The following is an 18,617-nucleotide window of genomic DNA, read 5'->3' as shown; positions in this document are numbered from 1 at the left end:
CCCGTCCGCACTGAATGCCGGTCAATCGGCCAATGTTCCCACCTCGACCGGCAGGCCCACCGCGTCAAGCTGCGGCCGAACCAGTTTCGCGTCGCCGACCACGACCCAGATCAGCCCGTCGGCATTGATCGCCTCCCGCGCCGCCTTGTCGAAATCGGCGGCGGTCATCGCGCGATAGATATTGGGCAGCGTTTCGTAGAAATCGTCGGCCCGCCCGATCAGGCTGTTGCGCATCATCGCGCCCAGCAGGTCGGACGATGTCTCGAAGCTGCCGGGCAACGACAATATCTGCCCGTTGATCGTCTGGTTGCGCTCCGCCTCGGTCGTGCCCTTGGTCGTCAGGAAATCCTTAATGTCCTGCCGCGCGGCAATGATCGATTCGCCCGTCTTGTCGGTCTGGACCGGGGCATAGACCAGCAGCGGAATCGTGTCCTTGACGCCGGGCAGCGACGTGCCCGCGCCATAGGCCCAACCCTTCGTCTCGCGCAGATCCATCGTCAGGCGCGACGTCGTGCTGCCGCCCAGCACTTCGTTGGCCGACTGGAGCGTGACCGGATTGTCGGTCCCCTTCTTGGCTGTCAGCACGCCCGCCAGGATCATCGACTGCGGGCTTTGCGGCTTGTCGATCAGGATGATCCGCGGCGGGCGCGCCATCCGGTCCATGCGGAACAGCTTGCTGCCCTTGGGCGTCGCGGGCGCCTTCCAGTCGCCAAAGCGCTTTTCAAGCAGCGGCAGCAATTCAGCCAGGCTCGTGTCGCCCGTGACGAAGATCGTCGCATTGTCCGGCCGCAGCCAGCGATCGTGGAAGGCGGTCAGGTCCGCCCGCGTCACCGCCTTGACCCCGCTTTCGGTGCCCGACCCGGTGAACGGGATGCCATAGGGATGCAGCTTGCCATAGAGCAGCGGCGGCAACATGCGCTGGGCGATCGCCGTCGGCTCGGTCTTTTCCGCCGCGATCCGGGTCAGCATCTGCCCGCGCAGCCGCTCCACCTCGCCCGGCGCAAACGCCGGATTGCGCACCACATCGGCCAGCAGCCCCAGCGATGCGTCCAGATTGGGCTTGAGCGCAAACAGGCCCACCGTCGTCCGGTCCATGCTGTTGCCCGCACTCACCGACGCGCCCAGCCGCTCCTGCTCTTCCGCGATCTCCAGGGCGCTGCGCGTCGTCGTGCCTTCGTCCAGCAGCGCCGTCGTCAGCGCCGCGGTCCCCAGCTTGGCCCGGTCATCCGCCGCATTGCCCGCGTCGAACGCCACGGACACGCGCACGACCGGCACCGTCGCCCGGCGCGCAAACTGCACCGCAATCCCGTTCTTCAACGTGGCATGTTCGACCGCGGGGAAATCCAGATCAGCGACCGGCTCGATCGGCGGTTCGGCAATCTTCGTGGGCGCAGGCGGCGTCGCCGCGGCTGGCGCGGGCGCGGCGGGATCACGGAAATGGGCTGGCTTGTGGGTCGCCCCTTCGGCCTGGACATTCCCCGCCAGCGCATTGTCGGCGGCCGATCGCTCGCCCGGCGCCACCGTCAGGCGGAACACTGGCCGCCCCAGCCATTTGCGCGCGGCCTCGCCCACCTGCGCTGGCGTCGCGGCGGCATAAGCGGCCAGATCCTTGCGATATTTGTCCGGATCGTTGGAATAGACCGCCCCTTCGGCCAGCGTCACCGCCTTGCCCGAAAAGCCGCCCACCTGTTCCAGCCCCGATATTGTCCCCGCCAGTTGCCGGGTCGCGGCCCGCTGTACCTCGTCGGCGGTCGGTCCCTTGGCCAGATAGTCCGCCAGCAGCGCATCGAGCCGCTTGCCCACCGCAACCGCATCCGTCCCCGGCTTCACATCGACCGTGATCTCGGCAATGCTCAGCTTCTCGAACGGCTGGACATTGGCCTTGACGCCCACCGCCACCTTCTCGTCGCGGACCAGCGTGTTGTAGAGGCGAGAGGATGCCAGCCCGCCAAAGACCGACAGCGCCAGATCGATCGCGGGCAGGTCCGCGCCATTGACGCCCGGCACCACCCAGTTGCGATAGAGACGGGTCGCCGCGACATTGTCATGCATCACCTTCTCGACATCCTTGTCGAGCGTCGGCACGGTCGCTTCCACATCCTGCGGCGGGGGACCGGCGACGATATTGCCGAACCAGCGTTCGACCTTCTTCTTCGCGGTCGCCACGTCAATATCCCCCGCCAGCACCAGCACGGCGTTGTTCGGGCCATAATGCGTCTTGAACCAGGTCTGCACATCGCCCAGGCTGGCGTTGTTAAGGTCCGCCATCGACCCGATGGTCGAATGGCGATAGGGATGCCCTTCGGGCAGCAGCGCGGCCAGTTGTGCATATTCGACTAGCCCATAGGGTTCATTTTCCCCCATGCGCTTTTCATTCTGGACGACCCCGCGCTGGGTATCCAGCTTCAGTTGCGTCACCGCGCCCAGCAGATGGCCCATCCGGTCGGACTCCAGGAACAGCGCCCGGTCGAGCGCTCCGGTCGGCACCGTCTCGAAATAATTGGTGCGATCGAACCAGGTCGTCCCGTTCCAGTCGGTCGCGCCAATATCTTCCAGCCGCCCGAAAAACGGCCCGTCGGCATTTTCGGAGCCATAGAACATCAGATGTTCGAACAGATGGGCAAAGCCGGTCTTGCCCGCCGGTTCGAACCGCGACCCGACATGATACCAGACGGAAACCGCGACGACCGGCGCCTTGCGGTCGGTATGGACGATGACCCGCAGCCCGTTCTTCAGCGTGAACTGTTCATAGGGAATATCGACCGCCGCCACCAGGCTGGACAGCGGCGCTGGCGCGGCGCTGGTCGCACTGGTCTGCGCCACCGCCTGCGTCATCGGGGTCAGCGCCATGGCCGACAGGCCGATCAGCAGGGACAGGCGACGCGACAGGGGGGAAAGGGTCATGGACAACCTCAGAGAAAATGCAGCAGGACGAAGCGCCCGCGAAGGGCGCTAGAATAGCGGGGCGTTTTAGCAGCGCAATACGCATGACGCTGGACAGCGCGGCTGGTCGCGATAGGTTCCCGACGATCAATCGACTATAAGGGCTGTACCGACTCCGCCGCCCGCCCCTGCTCGCTTCGGTGCCTGGCCCGCGCGTCCATTACGCCCTCGCCCGCGCGCCAGACTGATAAGGATTTGGGTGGAAATTGCGTAGTGCCTCTTGTGTGGCCTTTTGGCAACACCACATGAGCCGCAGTTTGATAAAGAGCCCAGGGCTTCAAGAAGGTAAGTCATGAACCTCGAAAAATTCACCGACCGCGCCAAAGGCTTCCTCCAGTCGGCGCAAACCGTCGCGATCCGCATGAGCCATCAGCGGATCAGTCCGGAACATCTGCTCAAGGCATTGCTGGAAGATGAGCAGGGCATGGCGTCCGGTCTGATCAAGGCCGCAGGCGGCGCGCCCGACATCGCGCTGCGTGATACCGATGCCGCCCTCGCCAAAGTGCCATCGGTCTCCGGCAGCGGCGCGCAGCAAACGCCGGGCCTCGACAATGATGCCGTTCGCGTGCTGGATTCGGCCGAACAGGTCGCGACGAAGGCCGGGGACAGCTTCGTCACTGTCGAGCGGCTGCTGCTGGCGCTGACACTGGCCAGCACGACGGCTGCGGGCAAGGCGCTCGCCGCCGCCGGGGTCAAGCCCGAAGCGCTCAACGCCGCGATCAACCAACTGCGTCAGGGCCGCAGCGCCGACACGGCCGGCGCTGAGGATCGCTATGATGCGCTCAAGAAATTCGCCCGCGACCTCACCGAAGCGGCGCGCAGCGGCAAGCTTGATCCGGTCATCGGCCGGGACGAGGAAATCCGCCGCACCATCCAGATCCTAGCCCGCCGCACCAAGAACAACCCGGTGCTGATCGGCGATCCCGGCGTCGGCAAGACCGCAATCGCCGAAGGCCTCGCGCTGCGCATCGCCAATGGCGACGTGCCCGATACGCTGAAAGATCGCACGCTGATGGCGCTCGACATGGGCAGCCTGATCGCGGGCGCCAAATATCGCGGTGAATTTGAGGAACGGTTGAAGGGCGTGCTGGACGAAGTCAAAGCCGCCGAAGGACAGATCGTCCTCTTCATCGACGAAATGCACACGCTGATCGGCGCGGGCAAATCCGAAGGCGCGATGGATGCGGGCAATCTGCTCAAGCCCGCTTTGGCACGCGGCGAACTGCATTGCATCGGCGCGACGACGCTCGACGAATATCGCAAGCATGTCGAAAAGGACCCTGCGCTCCAGCGTCGTTTCCAGCCCGTGTTCGTCGGCGAACCCACGGTAGAGGATACCATCTCGATCCTGCGCGGCCTGAAGGAAAAATATGAACTACACCATGGCGTGCGGATCACTGACAGCGCGCTGGTGTCTGCCGCGACGCTTTCCAACCGTTACATCACCGACCGCTTCCTGCCCGACAAGGCGATCGACCTGATGGACGAGGCCGCGTCGCGCCTGCGGATGGAAGTGGAATCCAAGCCCGAAGAGATTGAAAATCTCGACCGCCGCATCATCCAGCTCAAGATCGAGCGCGAGGCGCTCAAGAAGGAAACCGACAAGGCCTCGGCCGACCGGCTGGCGACGCTGGAAACCGATCTTGCCAATCTGGAGGAGCAATCCGCTGCACTCACCACCCGTTGGCAGGCGGAAAAGGACAAGATCGCCGGCGAAGCGAAGATCAAGGAACAGCTCGACGCCGCCCGGCTCGAACTGGAACAGGCACAGCGCGCCGGCGACCTCGCGAAGATGAGCGAACTGTCCTACGGCACGATCCCCAGCCTCGAAAAGCGCCTGGCGGAAGCGGCGACCGCGTCCGAAGGCGCGATGCTGCGCGAGGAAGTGACCGCAGAGGATATTGCCGGGGTCGTCGCCCGCTGGACCGGGATTCCGGTCGAGCGGATGATGACCGGCGAGCGCGAGAAGCTGCTGGCGATGGAAGAAACGCTGGGCAAGCGCGTCATTGGCCAGGCCCACGCGGTCAGGGCCGTGTCCACCGCCGTGCGCCGCGCCCGCGCAGGGCTACAGGACCCCAATCGCCCGCTTGGCTCCTTCCTCTTCCTTGGCCCCACGGGCGTCGGCAAGACGGAGCTGACCAAGGCGCTGGCCGGTTTCCTGTTCGACGATGAAAACGCCATGGTTCGCATCGACATGAGCGAATTCATGGAGAAACATTCGGTCGCCCGCCTGATCGGCGCGCCTCCGGGCTATGTCGGCTATGAGGAAGGCGGCGTGCTGACCGAAGCCGTCCGCCGCCGCCCCTATCAGGTCGTGCTGTTCGACGAGGTGGAAAAGGCCCATGGCGACGTGTTCAACATCCTGCTCCAGGTGCTGGACGATGGCCGGCTGACCGACGGGCAGGGTCGCACGGTCGATTTCACCAACACGATCATCGTGCTGACATCAAATCTGGGCAGCCAGTATATCGCGGCGCTGGGCGATGATGATCCGGTCGAAAAGGTCGAGGAGCAGGTGATGGAGGTCGTTCGCGGCCATTTCCGCCCCGAATTCCTCAACCGCCTGGACGAGATCATCCTGTTCCATCGCCTCGGCGTCGCGCATATGGCGCCGATCGTCGATATTCAGGTCGCCCGCGTGCAGAAGCTGCTCAAGGACTGTCTCTTATACACATCTAGATGTGTATAAGAGACAGGGCCAGCGGGTCTTGCAGCTGTCTCTTATACACATCTAGATGTGTATAAGAGACAGATCCTGTTCCATCGCCTCGGCGTCGCGCATATGGCGCCGATCGTCGATATTCCGGTCGCCCGCGTGCAGAAGCTGCTCAAGGATCGCCAGATCATGCTCGACCTGACCGACGGTGCGCGGGCATGGCTGGGACGGGTCGGCTATGACCCGGTCTATGGCGCGCGGCCATTGAAGCGCGCAGTCCAGCGTTACCTGCAAGACCCGCTGGCCGACCTGATCCTGCGCGGCGAGGTGCCGGATGGCTCGACCGTCCGGGTGGAAGATGGCGACGGCGCGCTGGTTTTGAGCGTCGCTTGAGGCTATCGTGCGGGAGGGGCAATGCCCCCTCCCGTGCTTCAACCGTTGGGGTTCATCCCGGCGCGGCTGCGGGTGATGATGTCATCGGCATCCCGGTTCTGCTGCTCGGAAATCGCCCGCCATTCGGCGTTGGTCTTGCAGATGCGTTCCTTCTTCACCAGCGAACCAGTGACCTGAAACCGCTTGCACCGCACTGCATTGGGATCATTCTTGTCCAGCGGAGCCTTGTCCTGCGCCACTGCGGGCATCGCCAGAACGATCAGGCTGGACGCAATCACTGCCTTCAACATATGCACTCTAATTCTCCCAGAATGACGACAGTGCGAATCCCCTCTCTCCGAATGGGCCAGCCTCCATGTCGTCGATCAGATGCGCGGCGGGACGTTATTCGTCTTGCTCGCATCAGCCGTGGCATAGAATTGCTTCAATAGTTGCTGCTCCGCAAGCGACAAATGCGGGTTCCATACGTCGAAAATCAGCACGACCCGCAAATGATCGCTGTCATTCCAGGCTTCATGATCGATCGTATCGTCAAAGCCGAAGGCGACCCCTTCTTGCCATGCCCGCGTTTCACCCCCAACGCGAAAGAAGCAGCCCGGCGGCACGATCAGCGGCAGATGAATGATCGCGCGCGTATTGGTGACGCCGGTATGCGCCGGAATCCGGCTGCGCGGCTTGAGCAGGGAAAAGAAGGCCGACGGCGCCCGCCCCGGAATGTCGGCCCGCGGCAAAGCCTCCAGCGCCGCGACGGTCTGCGGGCAGGCGGCGCACACCGCTTCGTTTCGTACGCCATATTCCCACAGGAACGCCGCCCCCCAGTCCAGCGACCCGTCAAGTGCGGTCCATTTATTCTGCGGTGTTCCTGCATCCTGTCGCACATAGGGGCGGATCGCGTCGCCACGCTTGTCCACCATGGCGAGAAATTCGGCGCGGATCACGTCCGTCTGCGCCTCCAGCGCGTCCATCCAGGGGAAATGCTGCCGGTCGAAATATTCGTCGGCGGGCAGGAACGGGTAATGCAAACCCGAACAGTGATTCTGGTAGATGGTCCGGCGGCCAAACTCCCGGTCCAGGCAAGCCTGAAAGCGCCGCTGCGTCACCCCGTCCGATGCCTTCAACTGGGCCGCGACCCCCGCCTCGACAAAAGCGGCGAATTGCGCCTGATGGGCTGTAACGAAGTCCCGTGCCTGCGCCAATATGTCTGCCAATGCAGGCGGCAGGTCGGTCAGTCCCGCTGACAGCGCCAGCGCCTTGCTCCAGCTGTCTGCTGCCGCTTGCCTTTCTTCCAGCCGTTGCTGGAGTTGCGCCATGCGGATTTGCGCCATCAAATTGCGCTGGTCGATGTCGATCGCCGCCTGTAGCGCCGCTCGCTCCGCTTCCGCCGCGCCAAGGCCGCGTTCTGCCGACGCCACGTTCATCCACAGCGCCGCCTCCCTGGGATCAGCCGCCGCGGCACCGCGAAAATGCACGCTGGCCGCTGCAAAATCGCGCCGGTCGAGCGCAATCATCCCCAGCAGGTTGAGCGCCTGCGGCTCCCCTGCCTGTCGCTTCAATGCGTCGCCCAGCAATTGCTCGGCCGCCGTGATGCGCCCCTGTCGCCGCGCCTCCGCCGCTTGCTGCACTAACCGACCAACAGCCCCGTCCATAAAGCCCCCCAGCTTCTTGTCCATCATCGCTACCACAAGTGCGCGCAGGGGCAAGTAAGGGAAAGTCCTGCGGCTTGAATGACCCGAAAAGCCATGCGAAGGCTGGTCGTCATGAGCTCCCCCGATCCTGCGATCCGCGACATCGTGCGCGACGCCCAATGGCTGGCCCATCGCTACGATCCGGGGCATGACGCAGTCCATATGCGCTTTGTGCCACGCGCACGGCATGGCGATATCCCCTTCCTGACCGACGAGTATCTGGGCGCGACCGACGCGCCTCTCGTGCTGCGGCTGGGCGACGCCATGATGCAGGGGCCGCCTCGCGCGCCGATCCATTTCCTGTTTCATTCGGCCTATTGCTGTTCGACCTTGCTGGCCGCCGCAATGGATATTCCGGGCGTCGCGATGGGCCTGAAGGAACCGGTGCTGCTCAATGACCTGATCGGCTGGCGACATCGCGGCGCAAAGGGGCCGGAGGTTGCCCGCGTGCTGGACGCAAGCCTGCACCTGCTGGCCCGCCCCTTCGGGCCAGGCGAGGCCGTGGTCGTCAAGCCCTCGAACGTCATCAATCCGCTGATCCCCGCGATCATGAGCTTGCGCCCCGGTGCGCGCGCCCTCCTGCTCCATGCCCCGCTCGAACCCTATCTCGCCTCGATCGCGCGCAAAGGGCTGTGGGGGCGGCTGTGGGTGCGCGATCTGTTCCAGAAGCTGGCGCGTGAAGGGATGATCACCCCTCTGGGCATCGCCCCGTCAGACTATCTGGGACTGACCGATATTCAGGTCGCCGCCGTCGGCTGGCTGGCGCAGCAGCATCAGTTCCACACGCTATGCGATCAACTGGGAGCGCGGGTCGCCACGCTGGACAGCGAAACGCTGGTCGCAAGGCCGACCGAGAGCCTCGCTGCATTGGCACGGCTGTTCGGGCTGCAACTGGACGATGCGAGGGTTCGCGCAATCGCCAATGGCCCGGTCTTTGCCCGCGACGCTAAAAATGGCGCGGCCTTCACGCCCGGCCAGCGCGCCGAGGCTGCCCAGCGCGGTGTGGAGGCGCATGCCGACGAGATTGCCAAGGTGACCCATTGGGCGACGGTGATGGCGGACAATGCGGGCATTGCGCTGCACCTGCCCCGATCATTGATCGACTAACTCGCCCGCCTTGCTTTCGCCCACGAAAAAGGGGGCCGGTGTCGCCACCGGCCCCCTCACTATAGTCCAATCTCTTGTGGATCAGAAGTTAAACTTCGCAGATACCGCGTAACGACGTCCCAGTGCATCATAGGTAGATGGATAGGTGTTGCCACTATCGTAGGAAGTTGACCCGACCGTATTACCAACGATCGGCGGCTTTTTGTTGAGCATATTTTGAACTGTCAACGTGAGTGTCACGTTATCAGAAGCCATGAAACGACCTGTCAGATCAAAATAATCGTAAGATTTGATTTTTCCAAAGTTATAAGTCTTGCCACCCAAAGCTGCAACCGGACCGGAGTAAGCCGGACCAGAAGCGAACGGATCGCTTGCGTCGGCGTCCAATGGTTCCTGCTTTACACCGTCGATATGCCTCCACAACAGCGACACATCAAAGTGCTTGAAACCCAACGTAGTCCTTTGCGACCATTGGAACTTGGGCTGGATCGAAGCGCAGTTGACGCTGTAATAGCCGACACATTCGCGGAACACTGCGCCTGGGATCGCCTGGAACTTCTGATCAAGCGTATAGTTGCCGACAAAGCTCAGTGCGAGCTTAGCAAAACCGACGTCCTTTGAATAGTTCAGGCTGAGGTCAAACCCTCGCGCACGCAGCTTGCCTTGGTTGGTTGTCGGCAGGAAAAGACCCGGCGTATCGCTTGGGTCGCCGCTCAACTGGCCGGTCAACGGGTTGCGGACAATGACCGTACAAGCATTGTTCGTGGTGCTTGGATTATCAAAGCAAGCATGGATCGCGTCACCCGGAGTCGGCGAGGTGATCGCATTCTTCACATCGATATTATAATAATCCAGTGTCGCGGAGAAACCACGCAACGAAGCCGGTTGCACGACGACGCCCAGCGTCCAGCTATTTGAAGTTTCCGGCTTCAGATCGAGACTACCGCCAAACGACGCATTCGCTTGCCCAGCAGTCGGGACACCGATCGTACCAAGCAAACCAGCAGCCTGAGCGGCCGATGCCCCACCATTAACAATCTGCGCGATGCAGACATCGCGAACTGCACCCGTTGGAGCCGGAGCAATAACAGCCCCCTCGTCATCAAGCGACGCACAAGGGTCAGTAGCAAGGTTGGTCAGGCCGGTCGTGAAGGGGTTAAACAACTCAAAGATATTGGGTGCGCGAACGGCATGAGCATAGTTGCCGCGCAACTTCAGGCCATCGACCGGTTCCCAACTCCCGCCAGCCTTCCAAGTCGTGGTCTTGAAACCCGGCTTCCCTGGCGCTTCAACTGTATAGCTGGAATAGCGCAACCCTCCTTCGAAGGTCAGGCTCTGGAAGAAAGGCTTGTCCTGCACAAGCGGCACAATGAGTTCGCCGTAGGCTTCATATACGTCGTAGCCGCCGTTAATATTCGGAGCAGCGCCGCCAGCACCACCCAAGTCACCCGACTGCGACAGCAGGTCGGAAACCTGCGATGCCTTGTACTTGCGATATTCGCCACCGATCGCGAATGCCACGGGTTCGGAAGCTGACGGAACGACAAATCCCAAGTCACCCGAAATAGTTCCACGAACCTGCGCCAACGACGTCACGGTCGAAACCGTCGAAGCAGTACGCCCGGCCGTAAGGAAGTTGGTCATGTCGCCGTTCAGCGACCCTTCAGGGCCGAAGAAGTTGGCAGGGACGCAACCATCAGCAGTTCCCGGCAAGCATGAAGTCGTGTTGGTCGCGTACAGCGAATCGATTACACGCGAATTGAAAGTATAACCGGTCTGCGACTGGACATTCTCGCTTTCGCCATATGAACCGGAAACATCCCAGTCGATGCTGTCGGTGATGCCGCCACGGAAGCCTGCGCTGTAATCGAAATAAGTCGTCTTGAACTCGCTGATGCGTGGTCCAACTTCGACCGCACGGCGGGAAAGCTGCGTTGTAACCTCACGATAGTTAGGATCGTTAGGATCGGTAGCCGTTGCTGCCGCAGCGCACTCGGCAGATGTGAAACGAGGCGTGTATCCGACACCTGGATTGGTATCGAATTGGCAGAAACCGTTACGTAACGCATCGGTGAGATAAGGGTTGCTAAGAGGAACCGTCACCGCAACGCCAAATGAACCCGACGGTGCAATAATCGTCTTGACGGTATTTTTCGAGAACACCCCACGAGTGTACACTTCTACGGCATCACTAACTTCATAGCGCGCCGAACCAAACATGTTGAAACGCTCAAACGGCGTTTGGAAGATGTTGTAAGGATTGAAGTTAAATGCGCTGAAAGCCGATGTCGGCCTAAAAGCATCGCCAGCAGCATTAACCTGCCGCGTTCCTTGGGTAACAACGCAATCTGGCTGCCCAGTTTCGCCACATCCATCAGTCACCGTATCAAGACCGAGTGCATTGACGCCCGAAAAACGTGAGGGCACCGACGTTCCCGAACCACCAGCATTGCCAGTGAAAGAATCGATCTGATTGACAGAGAAGCTGCGAGCACCTTGATATACTGGATCAGCCTGCTGATACCCAACGCTGAACACCGCGTTACCACGACCGTCATCAAAGTTGGCGCCCATAGTAATATCAGCGCGGAAATAGTTGCCGTCGCCATCTTCCGTCAACTGATTCGAAACTGTTCCCTCAAGGCCAGCAAAATCCGTCTTCGTTACAAAGTTGACGACGCCCGAAATCGCATCAGCACCATAGGTCGTTGACGCACCGCCCGTCAGCACATCAACACGTTCGATCAATGCCACAGGCACGTTGTTGAGATCGAAACGCCCCAGAAGATCAGCAGGGGTTAAGCGCAAACCGTCCAATAGAACGATGTTGCGATTATTACCCAAACCACGAAGGTCGACGAAGGACGAACCGCCATTGCCGTTGTTCACCGCCGAACCGATGCTGGGGACGATACCCGGAATTTCACGCAGAATTTCTTCGGCGGTGTTGTTCTGCTTCAGTTCGATCTGGTCGGCGGTGGTTGCCGTAACCGGGGTCGAACGCACCAGATTGGGGTTCTTGATCAGCGACCCGGTAACGATGATGGTGTCGCCCATTTCGGCATCGGCAGCCTGCGGCGCGTCCTGCGCGATGGCGGCGGTCGCGATCAGCGACGCGCCCAGAATCGCGGGTGCGACGCTGGCACGCAAAAGTGCCCTTTTGGAAAATGTCTTCACGGTCCAGTCCCTTGCTCTGGAGGTTGGCAGATGGCCTGCCACTCTAATGCACCTACAGGGGGACATGGTGCCCGACAGCGATCCCCCCATATGGATAGGGGGAAACTGCGCGGGGCGAACGGCGCTGTAAAGCCGGGGAAAAGGGCATTCACCGCTTTTGAACGCCCCTGTATCATAAATGCAACATCAACGTGGCATGACTGTTTTACAGGTGGTTAGCAATATAGTTGCACGGCGGTCCTACGCCATGCAGCAATCATGCCGCGCGACCAAACAAGGCAGCCCTATTGTGGCGTTGCGCATGCTTGGATGGCGTTCGCAGGCGCATATTGACCTTGCCTCTGGCGGGTGCATTGTAGAGGAACAATGTGTCCGACGCGATGGAGAGACGATTTATGGCGGGCTTGCGCGCACTGTTTTTGCTGGTCCCGCTCTGTATCGCGGCCCAATCTTCCGCTGCGCCGCAACGGCAACAGCCCCGACCCGAAATTTTCAATGACCTCCTGAAATGCCGGACGATCACAGTCGATTCGGAACGGCTTGCCTGTTTCGACCGGCAGGTCGGCGCAATGGATGCTGCGGCGCAACGCGATGAAGTGGTGGTGCTGGACAAGGGCGAACTGAACAAGACGCGCAAGACCCTGTTCGGCTTCTCCTTCCCCAAATTGCCCTTCCTTGGGGGTGGCGACGACAAGGAAGATGCGCCAGCCGAGGAAGGCGTCACCCATATCCAGGCGGTGATCGCATCGGTCCGCAGCCTAGGCTATGGCAAATGGCAGATCGGGCTGGACGACGGCGCGCTATGGATCACGACCGAAGCGATGACCGCGCGTGATCCCAAGGTCGGCCAGTCGATCGAACTGAAACGCGCCGCCATGGGCAGTTTCATGGGCAAGGTCGATGGCGGTCGCGCCGTAAGGATGAAGCGGATAAGCTGACGAGGTTATTGCCCGCTGGGCATCGGCCCGGCGAGCAAGAGCGGATCGATCCGCGCGTCATTCCATTTCATCCCCCAATGAAGGTGCGGGCCAGTAGCCCGCCCGGTCGCGCCGATCGCACCGATACGCTGTCCCTGCGATACATGATCGCCAAGCTTCACATCAATGCGCGACAGATGCAGGAACGCGCTGTTCAGGCCATGGCCGTGGTCTATCATCAGCAAATTGCCTTCCAGCGTGAAAGGCTTGTCGGCGGCCAGTATCACCACGCCGTCGGCCGGGGCTACGACCGGCGCACCGGTCGCCCCGGCCACGTCGACCCCGCCATGATAGGCACCAGCCGTCCCCTGATAGATGCGCTGCGCCCCGAACAGGCCCGATATACGCCCCACTCGCGGCCAGACGAACCGTTGCCGCCAACCCGTTGCGTCAGTCACCACCGCGCGCGCTGCGGCGATCTGTTCCAGTTCCGGCTTGCGCAGCGCCAGAAACGCCTCACTGCTTTTGGTGGGCCGCATCGGCGCATTGATCCGCTCGATCCGCCATGCACGCGGAGCAATGGCAATCGGGTGGTCAAGCGTGCGGCCATCGGCCAAGCGGGCGGTCAGTTGCCCGGTCGGCCCGGCGTCGCGATCAAACGCGATCAGAAAACGGCCATCGCCATCGACCGGGACCAGCTTGCCATCCAACGTCAACGCCACCGTGCCCGCAGGGGCAGTGCCCAGCAGCACGCCACCCTGCGTCGCCGCCCCCTTGATCGTGAAGTCGGCGCGGTCGGGCAAGGGTGCGGCAGGTGCGGAAACGCCCGCCAGCGCAATCAGCAGTACCGCCGCCCAGTGCCTCATCGGCCGCCATTCGCCCTGATTTCGGCCCGCGCAGAGGCTTCCGCATTGGCATAGGGTTCCTGCCGCGCGATGCTCCAATAGCGCAGATCCTCAAGCGCGATCTTCTGGCCGGTCACCGCGCACAGCACATGATCGCCCGCCTGCAGCACGCGGAAACTATAGGCCATATAATGGAGCCGGGCGACACGATCGCTGTTGGACATCAACATGGGTCAGACCTTCTGGCGCTTCACGAAAACAGATCCTTCTGCGGCTCTTCCGCCCCGCGCGGTTTGCGCGTCGGGCGTGGTGGAGCAGATATAGCGGCTGGGGCGGGCTTCTCAAGCGATGCCCCGCCATCCCCGACCGTCGCATCGACCGTCCCGTCCCGGAAATGCAGCGTCACCGCGCCTGCGGCCTGCGCCGCTGCGACCGACTGAACCAGCCGCCCGTCGGCCATCACCCGCGCATAGCCCCGCGCCAGCGGCAGGTCGGGATCAAGCGAGGCGAAATGGCGCGACACCCGATCAAGCGCCGTCGCCCGGTCGCGATAGACGCGCGCCAGATAGTCAGGGCGTGGCCGCAAACGGTCCAGCCGCTCGCTCGCCCGCTGGAGATATTGCTGAAGCAGCGCGGGTCGCAACGCCCCGCCTGCTTGCCCCAGTTGCGCGCGCGCATCCGCAATCCGGTGGCGCAAGCCGCTGCCCAGCGCATCGGACAGTTGATCCAGCCGTTGCCGCTGCGGCGCCAGCAACATATCGGGCGTCGGCATCAGCCGCGCCTGCATCTCAAGCCTTTCCCTGGCCTGCCCCGCCCCGCGCCGTACCGCGCGCCCGGCACGCAAGCCCATCTCGCCCAGCATCGCCAGCAGGTCCGCCCGTACCGGCACCGCCAGTTCCGCCGCCGCCGTCGGCGTGGGCGCGCGCATGTCGGCGGCATAGTCACACAGCGTGGTGTCAGTTTCATGCCCGACCGCGGATATGATCGGAATCGAACAGTCGGCGACTGCGCGCACGACGATTTCCTCGTTGAAGCTCCACAGATCCTCGATCGATCCGCCGCCGCGCGCCACGATCACCAGATCGGGCCGGGGCAGCCGCCCGCCCGCTTCCATCGCGCTGAATCCGCGCACCGCACGCGCAATCTGTTCGGCAGCCCCCTGCCCTTGCACCAGCACCGGCCAGACCAGCACATCGGTCGGGCAACGATCCGCCAGCCGGTGCAAAATATCGCGAATGACGGCGCCCGTGGGCGATGTCACGACGCCAATCGTGCGCGGCAGGAAGGGCAGCCGCCGCTTGCGCTCCGCCGCAAACAGCCCTTCGCCCGCCAGTTTCGCTTTCAGCTTCTCCAGCAGCGCCATCAGCGCGCCTTCGCCCGCCAACTCCATCCGATCGATCACGATCTGATATTTCGACCGGCCGGGATAGGTGGTCAGCTTGCCGGTGGCGATCACCTCCACCCCATCCTGGGGCGCAAAAGCCAGCCGCTGCGCCCCGCCCTTCCACATCACCCCGTCCAGCACCGCATTATCGTCTTTCAACGCCAGATAGAGATGCCCGGACGCCGCCCGCTTGAACCCGGAAATCTCGCCGCGCAGCCGCACATGGCCGAAACGATCCTCCACCGTGCGCTTGAGCATCCCCGACAATTCGCTGACCGATAGCGGCGGCGCGTTGTCGCCCGCCCGTTCCTCCGCTAACAGGCGGCCCGAACTGTCATAGGCATCATATTCCGGGGACATGGGCGACATGAACATCCTTTTGCTTGGCGGCGGCGGCCGCGAACATGCGCTGGCGTGGAAGCTGGCGCAATCGCCCCGGCTCGATACGCTCTATGCCGCGCCGGGCAACCCCGGCATAGCCCAGCACGCGACATTGGTCGACCTTGCCGCGACCGATCATCGCGCCGTGCTGGATTTCTGCACCCGCCATTCGATCGGGCTGGTGGTGATCGGCCCGGAAGCGCCGCTGGTCGATGGCCTCGCCGACAATCTGCGCACCATGGGCGTGCCGGTATTCGGCCCCGGCAAGAAGGCTGCGCAACTCGAAGGGTCCAAGGGCTTTACCAAGGATCTGTGCAAACGCGCGAACATTCCGACCGCCGCCTATGTCCGCGTCACGTCCAAGGATGGCGCGATTGCCGCGCTGGACGATTTCGCGCTGCCGGTGGTGATCAAGGCCGATGGCCTCGCCGCGGGCAAGGGCGTGATCATCGCCGAAACGCGCGATGAAGCGCTGGACGCACTCGACACTGTCTCTTATACACATCTAGATGTGTATAAGAGACAGGGCCGATGGCCTCGCCGCGGGCAAGGGCGTGATCATCGCCGCAACGCGCGATGAAGCGCTGGACGCACGCGACACCATGTTCTCCGGCGCGTTCGGCGCGGCGGGCGAGGAAGTGGTGCTGGAAGAGTTCATGACCGGCGAGGAAGCCAGCTTCTTCGCTCTGACCGACGGCACCGCCATCCTGCCCTTTGGCTCTGCGCAGGATCATAAGCGCGTCGGCGATGGCGACACCGGACCGAACACCGGCGGCATGGGCGCCTACAGCCCGGCGCGCGTCCTGACCCCGGAACTCGAAGCCCAGGTGATCGAAACGATCATCAGGCCGACCGTCGCCACCTTGGCCGCCGAGGGCATGCCCTACTCAGGCGTGCTCTACGCCGGGCTGATGCTGACCGATCAGGGGCCGAAACTGATCGAATATAATGCCCGCTTCGGCGATCCCGAATGTCAGGTGCTGATGATGCGCTTCGACGGCGATCTGGTCGACCTGCTGCTCAGCGTCGCCCAGGGCACGCTGGCCAGCCAGGGACCAGTCGCGCTGGCCGATCGCACCGCTCTCACCATCGTCATGGCTGCCAAGGGCTATCCCGGCACCCCGGAAAAGGGCGGCGCGATCAGCGGCATCGACGCGGCGCAGGCTGGCGGCGCACTGGTGTTCCACGCTGGAACCGCCGATCAGAACGGCACGCTGGTCGCCAATGGCGGCCGCGTCCTCAATGTGACCGCCACCGGCGATACGGTCGGCACGGCGCAGGCGGCAGCTTACGCCGCAGTCGACGCCATCGACTTTCCCACCGGCTTTTGCCGCCGCGACATCGGCTGGCGCGAAGTCGCCCGCGAACAGGCATGAAGCCTTGCCGTCCGGGGCGACACCTATTTACATAGGCACGGCATAATCACGAAAGGCAGCGCGCGATGCAGGAATTTTTCATGGACTATGGCCTGTGGCTGTTGATCGGGCTGCTGGTGATCATCGGCCTCGTCTTTCTGTTGTCCGGCAAGGACAAGGCGCAGGACGCCCCGCAAGACATCGCACCCACGCCGCCCGCCCAGACCCCGCCTGCCGCTCTGGTAGAGCCGACACCCGCGCCCCCCGTTGCCGCGCCGGTCGAGCCCGTGGCCGCGCCGATAGCCCCGATAGCCCCGATCGCGACTGCCCCCGAACCAGCGCCGGAACCCATGCCGGTCTCACCCGCCGCCACGGCTGCACCGGAAGCCGACGACGATCTGCTCCGCCTCAAGGGCGTGGGACCAAAGCTCAAGACATTGCTGATCGAACTCGGCGTCACCCGCTTCGCCCAGATCGCCGCCTGGACCGACACGGACCTCGCCGCGATCGACGCCAAACTCGGCAATTTCAAGGGCCGCCCGGTCCGCGACCAGTGGATCGACCAAGCCAAATATCTCGCCGCAGGCGACATCGCTGGCTTCGAAGCCAAATATGGCAAGCTGTAAGAATCTTTCTAGTAACGCGCGCCTGATCGCAGTCTAAGCAGCGCGGGCCGGAACAGTGTCCGGCCCGATTGGCGCTGACGCAGAACGCATCGCCGCTCTACTGCCGACGAACCGCTGGACCAGCGCATGGCGTGCCGTCGACTTGCTGGCAACCGCCAGCAGCACGAGCGACAGCACAAACATGGGGAGAGTATCTGCTCCCGCCATCATCAACACCGCCATCACAAGGGGATGCCACAGATAGAAGAACAAACTGTCCCGCCCGAGCGCATTGAGGGGCGCAAACGACAGTCGCAAGGCTGACAAGCGCGGCAACAGTGCGATCAACCCCAGGCACATCAGCAACCGCGCAGGCACGAAGGCCAAGTCGTTGTCGCTACCCTGGAGGGTGCTCCACCATATCATGCCCAGCGCACCGGTCAGCAATACCACCCCCAGATAACGGCTCGGCAACCCTCGCTCCGCCACCAGCATTCCGAAGAAGAAATAGACAGGAAAGCGCAGGAAGCGATTGTCGGGCGACAACAGACTGTCGCCGATCGCGCCATGCCCCAGTCCAAAACAATACATGATCGCCAGGCTGATCGGCGTCCCGACGGCAAGCAACTGGAGCGGCGAGAAAGGCACCAGTCGCGTCACCAGGATCAGGAAGAACAGGACCGGTATGTACCAAAGATGAAATGGCGGACGCAGCAGTAACTCGATCGGCAGGGTCCAACTCACTGTCCAGCCGCTAACCAGTATATATATGAGTAGCGCGACCATCCATGGCAGTAGAATGCGATTGGCATAGCGACCAAAAATTCGCTCTGCCGGATCATGTCGCGTGCGGACGAGATTGAGCAGATAGCCCGAAATGCCGATCATCAACGGCATGCGAAAACCCGCCCCGACCCACATTGCCAGATGCGCCTGATGGGTCAGTTCCATGGCATGCCCAGCCATGACGAATAGAATCAGCACCGCTTTAATCAGGTCCACAGACGGATTTTTCGTCACCTGATAGCCCTATGTCCCCGATAATCTGGATAGAAACTGGCTACCGCCCATGTCTTAAACATCCCGTTAAACGACACGCACAGACCAATTCTTCCGATGGCTTTCGCCCAACTGCAAATGGGTTCAAGACTGCCAGGATGGACCTGAAG

Annotated in this window: 11 protein-coding genes and 3 pseudogenes; 6 read left to right on the top strand and 8 right to left on the bottom strand. The window is 62.5% G+C overall.

Going from position 1 to position 18,617, the window contains the following annotated elements; genetic code table 11:
* Positions 1–21 precede the first annotated feature (21 nt).
* Positions 22–2,904 carry a M16 family metallopeptidase gene (locus tag FE851_RS15670; RefSeq protein WP_145203888.1) on the bottom strand — a complete coding sequence of 961 codons (2,883 nt, stop codon included), beginning with the start codon at positions 2,902–2,904 and terminating at the stop codon, positions 22–24.
* Between the two features lie 331 nt (positions 2,905–3,235).
* Between FE851_RS15670 and clpB the strand changes: the two are divergent.
* A pseudogene (clpB, locus tag FE851_RS15665) lies at positions 3,236–5,590 on the top strand (ATP-dependent chaperone ClpB); the annotation flags it as partial.
* Between the two features lie 105 nt (positions 5,591–5,695).
* Positions 5,696–5,992, top strand: a pseudogene (locus tag FE851_RS15660) (ATP-dependent chaperone ClpB); the annotation flags it as partial.
* 38 nt (positions 5,993–6,030) lie between these two features.
* Here the strand turns inward: FE851_RS15660 and FE851_RS15655 are convergent.
* Positions 6,031–6,282 (bottom strand): hypothetical protein, encoded by a 252-nt coding sequence (locus tag FE851_RS15655; RefSeq protein ID WP_017182960.1) that lies wholly within the window; start codon positions 6,280–6,282, stop codon positions 6,031–6,033.
* A gap of 75 nt (positions 6,283–6,357) precedes the next feature.
* Positions 6,358–7,665 (bottom strand): aspartyl/asparaginyl beta-hydroxylase domain-containing protein, encoded by a 1,308-nt coding sequence (locus tag FE851_RS15650; protein WP_409994505.1) that lies wholly within the window; start codon positions 7,663–7,665, stop codon positions 6,358–6,360.
* Positions 7,666–7,749: 84 nt separating this feature from the next.
* On the opposite strand from FE851_RS15650, the gene FE851_RS15645 reads away from it, so the two are divergent.
* The gene (locus tag FE851_RS15645; RefSeq protein ID WP_145203885.1) at positions 7,750–8,784 is read left to right on the top strand and encodes a hypothetical protein; all 1,035 of its coding nucleotides are present in this window, start codon (positions 7,750–7,752) and stop codon (positions 8,782–8,784) included.
* Between the two features lie 81 nt (positions 8,785–8,865).
* On the opposite strand, the gene FE851_RS15640 is transcribed toward FE851_RS15645, so the two are convergent.
* Positions 8,866–11,961: a TonB-dependent receptor domain-containing protein gene (locus FE851_RS15640; protein WP_145203882.1), complete on the bottom strand. Its 3,096-nt coding sequence runs from the start codon at positions 11,959–11,961 to the stop codon at positions 8,866–8,868.
* Between the two features lie 395 nt (positions 11,962–12,356).
* On the opposite strand from FE851_RS15640, the gene FE851_RS15635 reads away from it, so the two are divergent.
* On the top strand, positions 12,357–12,899 hold the full coding sequence (locus FE851_RS15635; RefSeq protein WP_145203879.1) for a hypothetical protein: 543 nt from the start codon (positions 12,357–12,359) through the stop codon (positions 12,897–12,899).
* Between the two features lie 5 nt (positions 12,900–12,904).
* On the opposite strand, the gene FE851_RS15630 is transcribed toward FE851_RS15635, so the two are convergent.
* From FE851_RS15630 to xseA, 3 genes are read right to left on the bottom strand one after another with little or no spacing between them, the layout of a single operon-like run.
* A complete protein-coding gene (locus tag FE851_RS15630) occupies positions 12,905–13,744 on the bottom strand; it encodes a M23 family metallopeptidase (protein ID WP_145203876.1) in 840 nt (279 codons plus the stop codon).
* Positions 13,741–13,953: a DUF2093 domain-containing protein gene (locus tag FE851_RS15625; RefSeq protein WP_145203873.1), complete on the bottom strand. Its 213-nt coding sequence runs from the start codon at positions 13,951–13,953 to the stop codon at positions 13,741–13,743. The genes FE851_RS15630 and FE851_RS15625 overlap by 4 nt, the downstream gene beginning before the upstream one ends.
* A 20-nt stretch (positions 13,954–13,973) precedes the next feature.
* Positions 13,974–15,467, bottom strand: a complete 1,494-nt coding sequence (xseA, locus tag FE851_RS15620) for an exodeoxyribonuclease VII large subunit (protein WP_145204506.1) — start codon at positions 15,465–15,467, stop codon at positions 13,974–13,976.
* A gap of 7 nt (positions 15,468–15,474) precedes the next feature.
* Between xseA and purD the strand changes: the two are divergent.
* Both purD and FE851_RS15605 read left to right on the top strand, forming a co-directional pair.
* Positions 15,475–16,864, top strand: a pseudogene (gene purD / locus FE851_RS27320) (phosphoribosylamine--glycine ligase).
* Positions 16,865–16,929: 65 nt separating this feature from the next.
* On the top strand, positions 16,930–17,469 hold the full coding sequence (locus FE851_RS15605; protein WP_145203870.1) for a hypothetical protein: 540 nt from the start codon (positions 16,930–16,932) through the stop codon (positions 17,467–17,469).
* 33 nt (positions 17,470–17,502) lie between these two features.
* Here FE851_RS15605 and FE851_RS15600 read toward each other — a convergent pair whose 3' ends face one another.
* Positions 17,503–18,414 (bottom strand): acyltransferase family protein, encoded by a 912-nt coding sequence (locus FE851_RS15600; RefSeq protein WP_409994491.1) that lies wholly within the window; start codon positions 18,412–18,414, stop codon positions 17,503–17,505.
* Between the last annotated feature and the right edge of the window lie 203 nt (positions 18,415–18,617).

This window comes from Sphingobium sp. B2, assembly GCF_007693735.1.
Lineage (GTDB): Bacteria > Pseudomonadota > Alphaproteobacteria > Sphingomonadales > Sphingomonadaceae > Sphingobium > Sphingobium xenophagum.
This window is presented reverse-complemented; position numbering and strand designations above follow the sequence as displayed.

Coding starts and splice junctions, on each gene's coding strand:
- FE851_RS15670 (WP_145203888.1), bottom strand. CDS start 2,904: ATGACCCTTTCCCCCCTGTCGCGTCGCCTGTCCCTGCTGATCGGCCTG.
- FE851_RS15625 (WP_145203873.1), bottom strand. CDS start 13,953: ATGTTGATGTCCAACAGCGATCGTGTCGCCCGGCTCCATTATATGGCC.
- FE851_RS15645 (WP_145203885.1), top strand. CDS start 7,750: ATGAGCTCCCCCGATCCTGCGATCCGCGACATCGTGCGCGACGCCCAA.
- FE851_RS15600 (WP_409994491.1), bottom strand. CDS start 18,414: ATGGCTGGGCATGCCATGGAACTGACCCATCAGGCGCATCTGGCAATG.
- xseA (WP_145204506.1), bottom strand. CDS start 15,467: ATGTCCCCGGAATATGATGCCTATGACAGTTCGGGCCGCCTGTTAGCG.
- FE851_RS15655 (WP_017182960.1), bottom strand. CDS start 6,282: ATGTTGAAGGCAGTGATTGCGTCCAGCCTGATCGTTCTGGCGATGCCC.
- FE851_RS15635 (WP_145203879.1), top strand. CDS start 12,357: ATGGCGGGCTTGCGCGCACTGTTTTTGCTGGTCCCGCTCTGTATCGCG.
- FE851_RS15630 (WP_145203876.1), bottom strand. CDS start 13,744: ATGAGGCACTGGGCGGCGGTACTGCTGATTGCGCTGGCGGGCGTTTCC.
- FE851_RS15650 (WP_409994505.1), bottom strand. CDS start 7,665: ATGATGGACAAGAAGCTGGGGGGCTTTATGGACGGGGCTGTTGGTCGG.
- FE851_RS15605 (WP_145203870.1), top strand. CDS start 16,930: ATGCAGGAATTTTTCATGGACTATGGCCTGTGGCTGTTGATCGGGCTG.